The organism is Nocardia sp. NPDC087230 (genome assembly GCF_044744725.1).
Lineage (GTDB): Bacteria > Actinomycetota > Actinomycetes > Mycobacteriales > Mycobacteriaceae > Nocardia > Nocardia canadensis.
Genome location: NZ_JBIUYV010000002.1, coordinates 1,235,084 through 1,250,077, shown reverse-complemented (window position 1 = coordinate 1,250,077; position 14,994 = coordinate 1,235,084). Strand labels below are relative to the sequence as shown.

The window sequence follows — 14,994 nt, the reverse complement described above, 5'->3', positions numbered from 1 at the left end:
CGTCGGGAACCGTCTGCCGACCTGGGGCAACACCGCCGCTACACCGCACCGATCCCCGGCGCGCGGTCCGGGCGGGCGCACGCGCCTGCGACGTAGCTCCGCGCATGCTGGACAATGGACGGCGTGAACGACGCCGCCAACCACCCTGTCGAGTCGGTGCCGGGGCAGCCGTCCACCGGCTCGGCCCATCCCAAGCTGTCCGAGATACCGCACGAGGCGGGCCGCCGCTCGACCACGGGCTCCCGGCTCTATCCCCGCGTCACGAGCTTCCGCTCGCGGCGCGGCGCGCTGACGCCGAATCAGCAGGTCTCCTGGGAGCGCACCTGGCCGGTGATCGGTCGCGACGTCGCCAACGAGCCGCTCGACGCCGACGCCTGGTTCGGGCGCAGCGCTCCGCTGGTCATCGAGATCGGCTGCGGCACCGGTACCGCCACGGCCGCGATGGCCCAGGCCGAACCGCACCTGAACCTGATCGGCATCGAGGTGTACCAGCCGGGTCTGGCCCAACTGGTCTGCCAGATCGAGCGCGAGGAGATCGGTAACATCCGGTTGCTGCGCGGCGACGCTGTCGACGTGCTGGAGAACATGGTTGCCCCGGAGTCGCTGACCGGCGTCCGCGTGTTCTTCCCCGACCCGTGGCCCAAGGCCCGCCACCACAAGCGGCGGCTGCTGCAGGCGCCGACCTTCGCCCTGATCGCCAGCAGGCTGAAGCCGGGCGGCGTGCTGCACGTCGCCACCGACCACGCCGATTACGCCGAGCACATCCTCGAAGTAGGCTCGGCGGAACCGCTGCTCACCGGCCTGAACGACACCACGGGCGGCGACAGCGCGGCCAACCGCGTCACCGCGCCGATCGGTTTCGAACGGCCCGTCACCAAGTTCGAGGGCAAAGGCCTGCGTGCCGGTAGCGCCATCAACGAGTTCATATGGGGGAAGATCGACAGATGAGCGTGAGTGAGATCGCCACCGAGATGCCGGATATCGCCCAGGGAGCAGCCGGCAGCGAGGCGTTGAGCAGTTCCGGCTCCGATGTCCGACGCGTCCTGCTCGTCTGGGACGCGCCGAACCTCGACATGGGACTCGGCGCCATCCTCGGTGGTCGTCCCACCGCCGCCTATCGCCCCCGTTTCGACGCGCTCGGCCGCTGGCTGCTCGCGCGCACGGCCGAGCTGTCGGTCGGCGCGAAGGGCCGCATCGAGGCCGAGGCCACCGTCTTCACCAATATCGCTCCCGGCACCGCCGACGTGGTCCGGCCGTGGGTCGAGGCCTTACGCAACGTCGGTTTCGCGGTCTTCGCGAAACCGAAGATCGACGAGGACTCCGACGTCGACGCCGACATGCTGGCGCACATCGCGATGCGCGAGCGCGACGGCGGTCTGGCGGGCATCATGGTGGCCTCGGCCGACGGTCAGGCCTTCCGCGAACCACTGGAAGCCATCGCCGCCAAGGGAATCCCTGCTCAGGTTCTCGGTTTCCGTGAGCACGCGAGTTGGGCGGTGACTTCCGATACTCTCGAGTTCGTCGACCTCGAGGACATCCCGGGAGTATTCCGGGAGCCGCTACCGCGGGTGAGCCTCGATTCGCTGCCCGACGAGGGTGCCTGGCTGCAGCCTTTCCGGCCGCTGTCGGCACTACTCACGTCTCGCCCTGGTCAAGGAGTCGCTTAAGTGTTCACCCGCTGGGGCGATCTGGTCTATCGGTTCCGCTTCGCCGTCATCGGTGTGGTCGGTGCTGCCATGTTGGCGCTGGGCGCCTACGGCACGGGTCTCGGCGATCGCCTGACGCAGAGCGGCTGGTTCGACCCGGGCTCGGAATCGGTGCAGGGCGCGCAGATCGCCGACGGCGCGTTCGGGCGCGATCACATGGCCGATGTGATCGTGATGTACAACGCCCCCGAGGGCAAGACGATCGACGACCCGGATTTCCAGAAGAAGGTCGTCGACAACCTGACCTCGCTGGTCGCCGAGTATCCCGATCAGATCGGCAAGATCAACGGCACCTACTGGAAGGTGGGCGACGCGCCCTCCGCGCCGTCGGCGTTCGGGTCCAAGGACAAGAAGCACGCGTTCGCCTCGATCGCCATCGTCGGTGACAACGACTCCACCAGCATGGCCAACTACCGGGTGGTGGCCGACGCCTTCTACATCCCGGGCGTCGACGTGGAGGTCTCGGGCCTCCAGCCGCTCGGTGTCACGCTCAACGACACCATCGCGCACGACACCAAGCGGATGGAAGTGCTGGCGCTGCCCGCCGTGGCGATCCTGCTGTTCTTCATCTTCGGCGGCATCGTCGCGGCCGCGCTGCCGCTGGTCATCGGCGGCCTGACGATCCTCGGCGCGACCGGCCTGGTGATGGTGCTGTCCAACTTCACCGAGGTCAACTCGTTCGTCACCGGCGTCGTCTCGATGATCGGTCTCGGCCTCGCGATCGACTACGGCCTGTTCATCGTGAGTCGCTTCCGCGAGGAACTGGCCGAGGGCTACGACACCAAGGCCGCCGTGCGGCGATCGGTGGTCACGGCCGGGCGAACGGTCGTGTTCTCCGCGACGATGATCATCGCCAGCCTCGGCGGCGTTCTGCTGTTCCCGCAGGGGTTCCTGCGTTCGGTCGCCTACGGCACCATCGCGACCGTCTCCCTCGCCGCGCTCACCGCGGTGACGATCCTGCCCGCCATGTTGGCGGTGCTCGGTCCGCGCGTCGACATGCTCGGCCTCAAGCGATTCCGCAAGAACAAGACCGCCGAGCAGATCGAGAACGGTTTCTGGGGCAACCTCACCCGATGGGTGATGAAGCACCCGCTCAAGATCGCGATCCCGGTCACGGTCGGCCTGCTGTTGCTGATCATCCCGGTCAAGAATCTCGCCTTCGGCGGCATCAACGAGAAGTACCTGCCGCCGGACAACGAGACCCGTGTCGCGCTCGAGCACTTCTACGAGGTCTTCCCGCAGAAGAAGACCGACCCCATCCAGCTCGTCTTCGTCGTCGGGTCCGGCGACAAGGCCGACACCGACGCCATCGGCCAGGTGTGGAAGCAAGCCAACCAGGCGCCCGGTCTGGTCGGCCCCTTCAGCGTGCCGTCGAACCCGCAGGACAACCGGACGATCTATCGCACCTCGGCGACCCTGGTCGATCCCACCGGCGGCGCCGAACCGACCATCGACTATCTGCGGTCGATCGAGGTCCCCGACGGCGTCGAGATGTACGTCACGGGTCAGCCCGCGCTCATGGCCGACAGTATCGACACGCTGCTCGGGCTGATGCCGTGGATGATCTTGATCGTACTGTTCAGCACCTTCGTGCTGATGTTCCTGACGTTCGGTTCGCTGGTGCTGCCGATCAAGGCCGCGTTGATGAGCGCGCTCGGCCTCGGCTCGACGCTGGGCATCCTGACCTGGATCTTCATCGACGGCAACGGCTCCGGGCTGCTGAACTTCACCCCGCAACCGATCAGCGCGCCGGTCTTGATGCTGATCATCGCGATCATCTACGGCCTGTCGACCGACTACGAGGTCTTCCTGCTCTCCCGCATGGTGGAGGCGCGCGCGCAGGGCGCGTCGACCACCGAGGCGGTACGGATCGGCACCGCCCAGACCGGCCGCATCATCACCGCCGCCGCGTTGATCCTGCTGGTGGTGACCGGCGCGTTCGCGTTCTCCGACATGGTGATGATGCAGTACATCGCCTACGGCATGATCGCGGCGCTGTTCATCGACGCGACCGTGCTGCGCATGCTGCTGGTGCCCGCGATCATGAAGCTGCTCGGCGACGACTGCTGGTGGGCGCCGAAGTGGATGAAGCGGATCCAGGAGCGGATCGGCCTCGGTGAGCCCATCCTCGACGACGAGCGTCCGCAGAAGGGCGCCGTGGTCGACCTGGTGAAGACCACGCCGATCACCGATCCGCCGACCATGCAGATGACGGCGGTCCCCGACAGCAAGCTTGCCAAGACCCCGCGCCGCCCGCGCACGGTCGCCGAAATCGAGGCCGAGGCGCCGACCGCGCACCTGGACAAGATCACCGACCACACCGACCCCGCCGAGCCCGCCCGGCCGCGACCGCCGATGTCGCCCGATCCGACGCGGCCACGCGCGCCGATGCTGTCCGGTGAGCCGACCCGCGTGCTCCCGGTGGCCAAGCCCGGCGCCGAACCGCCCGCGCCCGCAGCGGATTCGGCCGCGAAGCCGCCGGAGAACCCGGCGCCGCCGATGTTCACCAGCGGTGAGCCGACCCAGATCCTGCCGGTCGTCAAGCCCGGCGCCGAACCGCCCGCGCCCGATGACGCGGCGCCCGGACCGGATGCGCCGCGCGGCGACGCGGGTTTCCGTGCGCCGGAGGCGAATTCCGGTGTGCCCGGTACCCCCGGCGACTCCGGGGTGATCGGTGGCGACAGCACCGGACCCGCGACCGACGGCGTCATCGGCGGACTCGACCCGTCCCCGAACGGCCGCGATTCCGCGCCGCCGCGTGGGTCATCACGAGTGCAGCCGCCCACCGGCTATCCTCCGTCCGCGCCGCGCGTGTCGACTCCGGGTGACGCGTCCGGATTCGGCGCGCCCACCGAGGATTCCGGCGCGCGGCCGAGCATCGTGCCGCCGACCCGGCCGAGCATCGTCAACCCGCAACCGCGCGGTGTGGTGCCGCCGCCCGCGCCGAGCATCGTCAACACGCCGCCGCCCGGTGTCGTGCCGCCGCCCGCGCCGAGCATCGTCAACCCGCCGACGCCGAGCATCGTGACGCCGACGCCGCGACCGGTCGAGCCGCCCGCCGGTGGGACGTTCAGCGGATTCACCCCGCTGACCGGCTTCGAGCCGGCGGCCCGCGAGGAACAGCCGGAGCCGGAACCGCGCAGCACCGCGTCGCCGGGCGACGATCTGTCCGTGGCGCCGGGGGCGCATCGCGCCGACCCGCCCGCGGCCGATGACGTCGCGCGCCCCGAGCAGGCCGACGAGCCGCGCGGCGTCTTCGGTACCTCGGTGCCGGTCGAACCCCCGCGTCCGACCTCGCCGTGGAACGGCAGCCCGGCCGCGGCGAGCGGATTCACCGCCCCCGAGCCGGACAGCGGTCCCCGGTTCTCCCCGGTCACGCCGTCGCCGGAGCAGGATTCGGTCCGGCCGGTGCGTCCGCAGGTCGCCCCGCCCGGTTTCACCGCCGTCCCCTCCGGCGAGCCGACCCCGGCGGCCGAGCCGGCACCGGCACCCGATCCGGCACCGCGGGCCGAAGCTCCGGAGCCGCAGCCGAACCCGGGCCAGTGGCGGGCGCCCGACGGCTTCACCGCCGTGCCCGCCCCGGAGGTTCCGACCACGCCGGAGCGTCCGGCGGACGACCGTGCCGCCGCCGAAGTCGATGAGCCGCAGGCGGACAACCGCAACGAGATCGAGAACTGGATGGCCCAGCTGCGCTCCTCCCGGCGCGGCACCGCCGCCGACGAGGGGCGCCACACCGGCAACGAGGGCCGCACGGTCAGCGTGAACGAGCTGCTGCGCCGCCGCGACGACGACACCGACTGAGCGCGGCAAGGACCGAAGAAACCCACGGCGAGCTTCCGCCGTGGGTTTCTTTCGTTCCGGGGGTCAGCCGAGCGGGGTCGGCCGAGTAGGTCCCGCGTCCGCGAAGGCCCGTGCGTAGCGGGTTCCGGTGAGCAGCAGCAGCATTCCGACCACCAGGAAGGCGGCGACCCGGACCAGGCCCGACAGTGTCGACAGATCGAACAGGAACAGCTTGGCCAGCGCGGCGGCCGCCACGAGCAGGCCCGAGACCAGGCAGACCTTGGCGACGGCGGGCGAACGCGACAGCCTGCGCAGACCGTAGAACAGCGAGGCCGTCGCGGCGGCCATCCACACGATCGTCGCGATGCTGTGGCCGAGGACGAAACCGTCCGCCCCGCCGAGGGATACGCCCACCGAGACCGCCGCGACCAGCACGTAGTACAGCCCGGCCACGCTCACCGCGATCCAGACCCCGGTGACGAGCGCCTGCTCACCCCAGCCCCGCACCCGGGGCACCGTCCACGCCACCATGGCGGCGACACCGAGCCCGAGGACGGCGGCCAACGCGGTGGCGATGTCGAGTCGCTGATCCGCGAGGCGGTGCAGCGCCAGGGTTTCCGGCGAGGCGATCGCCAGCAGGACCAGTCCGCCGAGCGCGGCGAAGGCGATGCCCAGGCCGGCGCTCACCCGTGTCCGGCTGGTGGCCGCGACCGCCAGGAAGGCCAGGGCCACCGTCGCGAGCGCGATCGGCAGCAGGTGCGGCTCGCCGCCGGTCGCGGAGATGCAGGTCAGCAGCAGGGAGACGGCGCCGGTGAGCGCGGCGACCAGCGCGGTGTGCCGGGGGATCCCCAGCCGGTCGAGCGCGGGGACCAGCGAGGTCGCCGCCGGACCGAGCAGGACCACGGCCAGGGTGCCGGTGATCGCGGCGTTCACGGGACGGTCGAACAGCAGTGCGGCGGCGAAGACGGGCAGTGCGGTGAGCGCGATCGTGACGCTCGCGGTGATGTCGCCCGGCCGCCGCCGGACCACCAGCAACGCACCGGCCAGCCCGACCACCGCACATGCGAGGGCCACGGCCAGCAGCCCGGCACGCTCCTCGACCTCGTCACCGGCGATCGCCGCCGACAGCCCGCTCAGCGCGATCATGCTCAGCGCCGCCAGCACCACCGGCAGGGTCCGGGCCACGTGCAGCACCGGCCATTCCCGGCGCATCTGCACCGGCACACCCGCCGCCTGCAACACCACGAGGAACCCCAGCAGCATCAACTCGGTCGTCAGCGCGGGCGACAGCACCGCCGCCCCGAGCACCACCCCCACCGCCAGCGGCTGCGACTGCCACCGCATCGCGATGCCCACTCCCGCCAGCGCGACCCCCATCGCCACCGCGAGCCCGACCCCCGGCGCGACCCAGTGGTAGTAGCCGGTCACCGCGACCACATCCAGGTACGCACCGGCGATACCGGTGGCCACCAGCGCGATCGCGCCGACCCGTCCCCCCGGACGCCCGAACACCCGCCACCCCGCCGCGACCAGCCCCACCGAAAGCGCGCCCCCGGCAACCACTCTCGCCACCGGTCCGAAGAACCCCGCCTGCGCGGCCAACACCAGCAACATCAGCACGCCGATGAGCGTGACCCCGACCCCGGCCACGGCCAGCGCCCGCGAAATCACCCCTTCCCGCTGCCACCACGGTGTCCGCGGCTCCCGAGCCACCGGCGGTGCCCACGCCCGGCCACGCGGCCCAGCCCCATACCCGGGCGCGCCTCGCCAAGCCCCGTACGATGGCGGCGAAATCCACTGCGCCCCAGGCATTTGCGGAGCAGGCCGGTATTCCGGCGCCGATCCCGGCCCACCTGCCACCGGCACCGCACCGGGTACCTGGTGACCGCCCGCGGGCCCGGGCACCTGACCACCGGCGACCTGACCACTCGAGAAGGGCACGCCCGCAGGCACTTCGGCGCCACCGACAGCCCTGCCCCCCGGGCCCTGCCCACCGGTGGTGGGCAGGCCGCCCGGAACCGGAACACCCCAGCTCGGAGCATGACTCGATGTCGCTGCGCCGGCATCGCCGGGAACCGCGACCGGCCCGGCGCCTTCACCCGGGACCGAGACCCGCGTCGCGGCAACCGCGGCATCACCGGCCGCGCTCCCCAGGTCGGCCACGCCTTCGGCTCTCGCATCGGGCGAGTGTCCGCGCGACCCCTCCGCGCTCGCGGCGACCTCGGCATCGCGTTCGGCCGGATACGGTGCGCCGACGGGAGTCACGCCACTGGTCGGCGCCGCCGGACCGGGACTCTGGGCGAAGCCGGGGTACACCGCGGTCCCCCGGTTCGCGGCGGTCGCACCCGCGATCTGCCCCTGCAACTGTGCGCGCAGCACCTCCAGGTCACCGCCGAGCCGGCCCATCTGGGCGCCCAGCGTGGTGAACTCGCCCGAGAGCCGGGCGACGAGCGCGGGATCGATCGAAGTACTCATGTCCTCATCGTCGGCGCGCGGACCGCGCGGGACATGAGTAGAAACCCCTGCCGGGGTGCCTGTTCCTACCCGAAAACGGTCAGGACCCGAGGAAGCGACGCCACTGGACCATGAGCGGGTACTTCGCGGTGACCGAGCCGAAGCGGACGCGGCCGTGGACGACCAGGTGCAGCGGGCCGATGGGCGGGCCGGTGCGGACCTTGTTGGTGACGCCGGAGCCGATGAGCTCCAGGCCGTTGAGGTCGACGGTGGCGGCGGCGGGGACGAGCAGGGTGAGGCCGCTGAGGTAATCGTCGACCTTGATCTCGACGATCTGGGTCTGCATGACCGCCTCGGTGAAGTCCAGAGTGACCCCGGAGAGCAGGTTGTTCAGGTGCAGCACCGGCGGCACCTGCCAGGGGCCGCGACGGTGCACGCCGGAGAGGCGGCTGCGGATCAGGCCGGGGATCGAGCCGCCGGGCGGGATCGGGCGCGGCCGCGGCATCGCGGCGGGTTGCGGCGCGCCGGCCACCCGCATGCCGGGCAGGTCGACGAGCACCACGTTGAGTTCACCCCGGGTCTTCGCGGCGAGCGCGGTGTCCATGCGCTCGGTGAACTCGCCGAGGGAGAGCATGCCGAGGCCGACGGCGCGTTGCAGCAGCTGGCCGACGTGCTCGCGTTCGGCGTCGGAAACGCGCAGGTCCCGGTCGCCGACGGGACCGGCCGTCGGGGCGCCGGGGACGAAGAGGGATTCGGGACCGCCCATGTCATCGAGGGTAGCGACGGCGACGCCCCCAGCGCATCAGGGCAAACCCCTATTCGAGTCCCTGTTCGATGGCGTAGCGGGTGAGCTCCACCCGGTTGGCGAGCTGCAATTTCCGCAGCGTGGCCTGCACATGGTTCTCGACCGTGCGATGGGACAGATTGAGCCGCGACGCGATCTGTTTGGCCGACAGCCCCTTGGCCACCATCCGCAGTACCTCGGTCTCCCGCTCGGTCAGCGACGGGCGATGCGGCTCGTCGGCGGCGGGCGGCGCGGTCGCCATTCGCCGGTACTCGCCGAGCACGAGCCCGGCGAGACCGGGCGTGAACACCGGCTGACCGGCGGCGGTGGCCCGCACGGCGTCGATCAGCTCGGCCGCCGAGGCGCTCTTCACCAGATAACCGCTGGCCCCGGCCTTGATCGCGTCGAGCACGTCGTCGCGTTCGGCCGACGCGGACAGCACCAGCACCCGGCTGTGCGGGGAGACCCGCAGCACCTCGGCGGTGGCGGCGGCGCCGTTGCCGTCGGCGAGCTGCATGTCCATCAGCACCACGTCGGGCTGGACCGCGGCCGCGCGGCGGGTGGCGGTGCCGACCCCGTCGGCGGTGGCGGGGACGGCGAAACCGGCCTCGGTGAGGTCCCGGGAGACGCCCTCGCGCCACATCGGGTGATCGTCGACCACCATCACCGTGATCGCCTGGTCGGTCATCGCGGCTCCTTCGCTCAGCGCGCCGGGTGGCGCGGAATCCGGAATTCCCATTCGGTGCCGAAGTCCTCGCCCTCGGTCAGCAGTTCGGCGGTGCCGCCCAGTGCGCCGACCCGGCCGACGATGGAACGGGAAACCCCCATCCGCCCTTCGGCTTCGGCGGCGGCGAGCCTGCCCGCCGGGATGCCGATCCCGTCGTCGCGCACGCTCACCACCAGCATGTCACCGGTATCCTCCAGCAGCACATACGCTTTCGCGTCCGGCCCGGCGTGCAGGTCGACGTTCGACAGCGCGGTCGTCACGGCGGCGGCGATCTCCTGCGCGGTGGACCGGGCGATCAGCACCGGGTCGCCCGGGGTGGCCACCGAGACCTTCGGCGTGGCCCGCGCGGTCAGCAGCGGCCGCAGATCCACCTCGGCCGCGCCGGAATCCGGCCGTTCGGCCTGTTCGGACAGCAGGACCCGCAGCGCCACTTCCTGTTCGCCCGCCCGCTGCGCGAGTTCGGCCGCGGGCCCGCCGATCTCGTTGCCGCGACGCTTGATGAACGCCAGCACCTGCAGCACGCCGTCGTGCACTTCGCGGGCGAGCCGCTCGCGTTCCTGCGCGGCGGCGGTGATCCGCAGCGCGCGTTCGAGCTGGCCCTGGGCCCGGCGGGCGGTGTTGGCGGCCAGGCCGAGCGCCAGGCCGACCGAGACGAGCACCGGCGCGGTGGCGTCGCCCCACACGTCCTGTCCCCATTGCTCCCGCACCGTCACCACCACCGCCGACATGCCGAGCCCGGCGAGCACCCCGGCGACCGGTCCGCGCAGGATGGCCATCGAGATCACCGAGTTGGCGATCCACAGGGTCGTCGGCAGCGTCTGATGGCCGTGGTACCAGTCGTAGTCGGCGACCAGCCGGGTGGAGGCGATCAGCAGGACCGTCACGACCTGGTCGCCGAGCACCACCCAGCCCCGGATCCGGCCGGTCGCGGTGGGGAAATACCACTGCGAGAGCAGCAGCGCGGAGCTGCCCGACCAGATCGCCATCAGCGCGATCAGCACCCAGCTCAGTCGCGGGTGCTCGTAGTAGGGCACCGACGCGATCTGCTGGCCGATCGCGTACAGCAGCGTGACCAGCCGGAACGCCTGGGCGGCCCGCCACAGGGGCGCGGCCGCCGCGTCGGCCGAGCTCAGCTCAGCTGTGTGCGTCCGCATCGCCGGACTCCGCCTCGACCCTGCTCTCGTCCTTGCGCAGCGTGCGCGCGATATCGAATCGACCCGGCTCCGGTTTGTCCGGCTCGGCGGAGAACAGTCTGCGATCGTCGCCTATCAGCTCGCCGTAGACCTCGTCCGGACTGTCGGCGAGCAGATAGCGGATCGCGGTGTTGCCGACCGCGATCAACGGCACCGCCAGCAGCGCGCCCGCGATCCCGCCGACCACCAAACCGGCGGTGATCGCCAGCACGACGGCCAGCGGATGGATGCTCACCGCCCGGCCCAGCAGCAGCGGTTGCAGCACATGGCCTTCCAGCTGCATCACCGCGATGATGATGCCGAGCACGATCAGGGCCGTGACCAGGCCCTTGGTGACCAGCGCGATGAACACCGCGACGAACCCGGCGAAGAACGCGCCGATGATCGGGATGAACGCGCTGATGAACACCAGCGAGGCCAGCGGCAACGCCAGCGGGACGTGCAGGATCGCCAACCCGGCGCCGATACCGATCGCGTCCACGGCGGCCACCACCACGGTCGCGCGCACGAACCCGACCAGCGTGCCGAAGCCCAGCTCGCCTGCGGTGCGGACCTTCTCCCGGTGCGCGGTGGGGATGATCCGGGTGACGAAGTGCCAGATCTGGTCGCCGCCGTAGAGGAAGAAGATGAGGATGAACAGGATCAGGAAGGCACCGGTGAGGATGTGCCCGATCGCGGTGGCGGTGGTCAGCGCGCCGCTGGTCAGGCTCTCGCGGTTGTCCTGAATGGTGCGCACGATGGTGTCGCCCGCACTGCGGATCTGCTGATCGCTCAGGTGCGGCGGGCCGTTGATCAGCCAGTCCTGCACCTTGTGGACGCTGTTGGTGACCTCGTTGGACAGCCCCGGCACACCGTCGACGAACTGCTCGACGACGAAGGTCAAGATCCCGGCGAGCAGTCCGATCGACCCGACCAGCGCGACGAACACGCCGAGCGAACGCGGAATCCCCACGCGCTGCATCCAGTCGACCAGCGGCGCGAGCAGCGCGGCCGCGAGCAGCGCGATCGCCAGCGGAATCACCACGGTGGCGAACTTCTGCACCAGCATCCCCACCGCGAGCAGGGCGGCGAAGATGATCAACAGCCGCCAGCTCCAGGCGGCGGCTTTGCGGACCAGCGGATGCACTGCCTCGGCGTCCGCGCGCCACGATGTGGACGCGGGCCCGGAATCTACCTTCTGGTCGGTCACCCGAGAGAGCCTATCGGTCCGAACGCTAGATTGGTGGTCGTGTCGGCGCCCCTGGAAGCGGTCAAACAGACCATGCGAACGCGCTGGCCGCTGTATCTGACCTCGGTACTGCTGGCCAACGCCTTCGGCGCGGTCCTGGTGTGGGCCTTCATCCAGTACGGCCTGCCCGTTCCCGAGGGCGACCCCGGTGGCGTGCGCCAGACCGGTTTCCTCGCACCGGTGCTGGTCTTCGGCGCCGCCGCGGTGCTCAGTATCGCGGGCGCCGCGCTGATGCTGCGGCCGGTGATGCGCTGGCAGATGCGGGGCGGCCCACCCAGCAGGCAGGAACAGATGGCCGCGCTGCACGTGCCGCTGCGCCAGTCGATCCTGCATCTGGTGCTGTGGATCATCGGCGGCGGCATCCTGGCGGCGCTGATCATCGTCGAGTCGCCCGAGCTGGCAGGCGCGGTGATCGTCACCGAATGTATGGCCGCCACCATCGTGTTCGGCTTCACCTACATGCTGGGTGAGCGCATCCTGCGCCCGGTCGCCGCCGAGGCGCTGACCGAGGGCACCTTCGACCACACCCTCACCCCCGGCGTCGGCACCAGGATGGCGATGACCTGGGGCATGGGCACCTTCGCGCCGACCATCGCGATCGTGCTGCTGTGCGTCACGCAGATCTCCTCCGATGTGAAGTTCTCGGCGAAGTCGCTGGCCATCTCGATCCTGCTGCTGTGCGGCGTGGTGATCATGCAGGCGCTGGCGCTGTCGATGCTCACCGGGTCCTCCATCTCCGACCCCGTGCGCCAGCTGTCCCAAGCCATCAACAGGGTGCAGGGCGGCGCGCGCGACGTGCAGGTGGAGGTCTACGACGGCAGCGAGATCGGCCTGCTGCAGGTCGGCTTCAACCGGATGATGGAAGAGGCGGCCAAGCGGCGAAAACTCCAGGAGCTGTTCGGCCAGCACGTCGGTGAGGACGTGGCCCAGCGGGCCCTGGACTACGGCACCGAACTGGGCGGTGAGACCAGGTTCGTCGCGGTGCTGTTCGTCGACATGGTCGGCTCCACCGCCGCGGCGGCCGAGCGGCCGCCGACCGAGGTCGTCAGCCTGCTCAACGAGTTCTTCCGGGTGGTGGTCGACGTGATCGACCGCCACCACGGTTTCGTCAACAAATTCGTCGGTGACGCGGCGCTGGCCATCTTCGGCGCGCCGCTGGACCGCCCCGACGCGCCCAGCGCCGCCCTGGCCGCCGCGCGAGACCTGCGCGAGGCACTGCGCGAGGTGACCAGCCTCGACGTCGGCATCGGCGTCTCGGCGGGCCTGGCGGTCGCCGGAAACATCGGCGCCGCAAATCGTTTCGAATACACCGTGATCGGCGACCCCGTCAACGAGGCGTCCCGGCTCACCGAATTGGCCAAAGATCATCCCGGCCGCGTTCTCGCTTCGGGCAGCGCGCTCTACTTCGCCGACGAAAGCGAGCAAGACCATTGGGAAACCGGCGACGAGGTGCAACTGCGTGGCAGACGCAGAAAAACCCGCCTGGCCTGGCCGAAACCGATAGCCGCCGCGCCCGGCGAGGACCAGGGAGAACAGCTGCGTTCGTTAGGCTGAGACCGTGACGGCCGACGGCGACCTAGCAGGCGAACCCGCCTCGCCACCGACCGAGCGCCGCCGCCGGTTCCGGTGGGTGAAGTGGGTGCTCGGCGTGGTGCTGCTCGCGCTGCTCATCGGCGAAGGCGCCTACCTGTGGCCGCGGCTGCACGACTCGTGGCTCACTCTGACCGAGATCCACTGGGGCTGGCTGGTGCTGTGCATCGTGTTGCAGGCGATGTCGATGAGCGGATTCGGCCGGGTGCAGAAGCAGCTGTTGCACGCGGGCGGGGTGGATGTCAGCCAGGGCAAGTCGGTGTCGGTCGTCTACGGCGCCACCGCGATGTCGGTGACCCTGCCCGCGGGCCAGGTCTTCTCCACCGCGTTCACCTACCGCCAGACCCGGCGCTGGGGCGCGAGCCCGATCGTGGCGTCCTGGCAGCTGGTGTTCTCCGGCGTGGTCGCCGCGGCCGGGCTGGCGCTGCTCGGCGTCGCCGGTGCGGCGCTGGTCGGCAACCAGATCGGTCCCAAACTGATCGGGTCGGTGGTGATCCTGGCCGCGCTGCTGGTCGCGGGCAACTACCTCGCCCGGCATCCGGGCACGCTCGAGGCGATGCTGCGCCGGGTGCTGGCGCTGGTGAACCGGCTGCGCAAGAAGCCCGCCGGTCACGGCATCGCCAAGCTGGGCGAGATCCGGCGCCAGCTGGAATCGGTGGACCTGGGCAAAAAGGACGCGGCGCTGGTCGGCCTGTGGGCGCTGGTGCACCGCTGCGCCGACGTGGCCTGTCTCGGCGCGGCCTGTTATGCCATCGGCGCCGATCCCAAGCTGTCCGGCCTGCTCATCGCCTTCACCGCGGGCAAGGCCGTCGGTTCCATCCCGTTCGCGCCCGGCGGCATCGTCTACGTCGACGCGACCCTGATCTACAGCCTCACCGCCGCCGCGGGCCTGGCCGCCTCCCAGGCGGTCGCCGCCGCGTTCGTCTACCGGTTCGTCAGCTTCATCCTGGTCGCCATCGTCGGCTGGATCGTCTTCGCGTTCCTGTTCCGTACTCCGCAGGCCGACGACGAGGAATACGAGCAGGAGTACTTCTCCACCACGCCGGGACTACAGGCCAAACTCCGGCGCGGCAAGCCCGAGGACACCGCAGGCGGACCGGCCCAGCCGAGCTAGCCGGGACCTCGGCCGCTCACCGCAGCGCGCTCAGCGCGGCCCGCCAGCCGAGCAGGAACAGGGCGAGCACACAACTCGCGACGACGACGAAGCTCGCCGCCACCCCCTGACCGCTCACCGCCCGCAGCACCATCCCGCCGACCAGCGTGCCAAGCCAGATCAGGATGCCGCTGGGCCACAGCGCGGTGGCGTCGAAGCGGGCGTTGCGCGCGGCGAGCACGGCCAGCGCCCAGCCGAGCAGTAATCCGATGCCGAAGGGCCACACCGTTTTCACGAGACCGGCCAGCACCGCTTCGTCGTGACTGCGCCTGCCGATCGCGCAGAAAACGATCACCAACAGGGCATCAGCGGCGAACGGCGCGAATCTCCTCACGCAAGCAGCCTAACGGTTCGTGATCTTCATTCGGACCGCGCCGAG

General features: G+C 70.7%; 11 protein-coding genes. 5 read left to right on the top strand and 6 right to left on the bottom strand.

Annotated elements, in window-relative coordinates; genetic code table 11:
• The first annotated feature begins 114 nt into the window (after positions 1-114).
• The 3 genes from trmB to ACIO52_RS11990 are packed head-to-tail and all read left to right on the top strand — an operon-like array spanning position 115 to position 5,507.
• The gene (gene trmB, locus ACIO52_RS12000) at positions 115-948 is read left to right on the top strand and encodes a tRNA (guanosine(46)-N7)-methyltransferase TrmB (RefSeq protein ID WP_218718517.1); all 834 of its coding nucleotides are present in this window, start codon (positions 115-117) and stop codon (positions 946-948) included.
• Positions 945-1,667 (top strand): NYN domain-containing protein, encoded by a 723-nt coding sequence (locus tag ACIO52_RS11995; protein ID WP_218718518.1) that lies wholly within the window; start codon positions 945-947, stop codon positions 1,665-1,667. Before trmB ends, ACIO52_RS11995 begins: the two co-directional genes overlap by 4 nt.
• Positions 1,668-5,507, top strand: a complete 3,840-nt coding sequence (locus ACIO52_RS11990) for an MMPL family transporter (RefSeq protein WP_402643484.1) — start codon at positions 1,668-1,670, stop codon at positions 5,505-5,507.
• 63 nt (positions 5,508-5,570) lie between these two features.
• On the opposite strand, the gene ACIO52_RS11985 is transcribed toward ACIO52_RS11990, so the two are convergent.
• From ACIO52_RS11985 to ACIO52_RS11965, 5 genes are all read right to left on the bottom strand, one after another.
• Positions 5,571-7,961: a DUF2339 domain-containing protein gene (locus ACIO52_RS11985; RefSeq protein ID WP_402643481.1), complete on the bottom strand. Its 2,391-nt coding sequence runs from the start codon at positions 7,959-7,961 to the stop codon at positions 5,571-5,573.
• 79 nt (positions 7,962-8,040) lie between these two features.
• Positions 8,041-8,706 carry a DUF1707 domain-containing protein gene (locus ACIO52_RS11980; RefSeq protein ID WP_218718520.1) on the bottom strand — a complete coding sequence of 222 codons (666 nt, stop codon included), beginning with the start codon at positions 8,704-8,706 and terminating at the stop codon, positions 8,041-8,043.
• A 49-nt stretch (positions 8,707-8,755) separates the two neighbouring features.
• Positions 8,756-9,412 carry a response regulator gene (locus tag ACIO52_RS11975; RefSeq protein ID WP_402643477.1) on the bottom strand — a complete coding sequence of 219 codons (657 nt, stop codon included), beginning with the start codon at positions 9,410-9,412 and terminating at the stop codon, positions 8,756-8,758.
• A 14-nt stretch (positions 9,413-9,426) separates the two neighbouring features.
• Positions 9,427-10,605 carry a MacS family sensor histidine kinase gene (gene macS, locus ACIO52_RS11970; RefSeq protein ID WP_402643474.1) on the bottom strand — a complete coding sequence of 393 codons (1,179 nt, stop codon included), beginning with the start codon at positions 10,603-10,605 and terminating at the stop codon, positions 9,427-9,429.
• Positions 10,586-11,833, bottom strand: coding sequence for an AI-2E family transporter (locus ACIO52_RS11965; RefSeq protein ID WP_402643471.1), 1,248 nt, complete (start codon positions 11,831-11,833; stop codon positions 10,586-10,588). The genes macS and ACIO52_RS11965 overlap by 20 nt, the downstream gene beginning before the upstream one ends.
• Positions 11,834-11,905: 72 nt before the next feature.
• Here ACIO52_RS11965 and ACIO52_RS11960 point away from each other — a divergent pair, with 72 nt between their 5' ends.
• Together ACIO52_RS11960 and ACIO52_RS11955 are read left to right on the top strand one after the other, a co-directional pair.
• The gene (locus tag ACIO52_RS11960) at positions 11,906-13,426 is read left to right on the top strand and encodes an adenylate/guanylate cyclase domain-containing protein (RefSeq protein ID WP_218718593.1); all 1,521 of its coding nucleotides are present in this window, start codon (positions 11,906-11,908) and stop codon (positions 13,424-13,426) included.
• 4 nt (positions 13,427-13,430) lie between these two features.
• A complete protein-coding gene (locus ACIO52_RS11955) occupies positions 13,431-14,576 on the top strand; it encodes a YbhN family protein (protein WP_308248480.1) in 1,146 nt (381 codons plus the stop codon).
• A gap of 16 nt (positions 14,577-14,592) precedes the next feature.
• Here the strand turns inward: ACIO52_RS11955 and ACIO52_RS11950 are convergent, their stop codons facing one another.
• Complete coding sequence (locus tag ACIO52_RS11950; protein WP_218718524.1) at positions 14,593-14,949, bottom strand: DUF3054 domain-containing protein; 357 nt, start codon at positions 14,947-14,949, stop codon at positions 14,593-14,595.
• Positions 14,950-14,994: the final 45 nt, after the last annotated feature.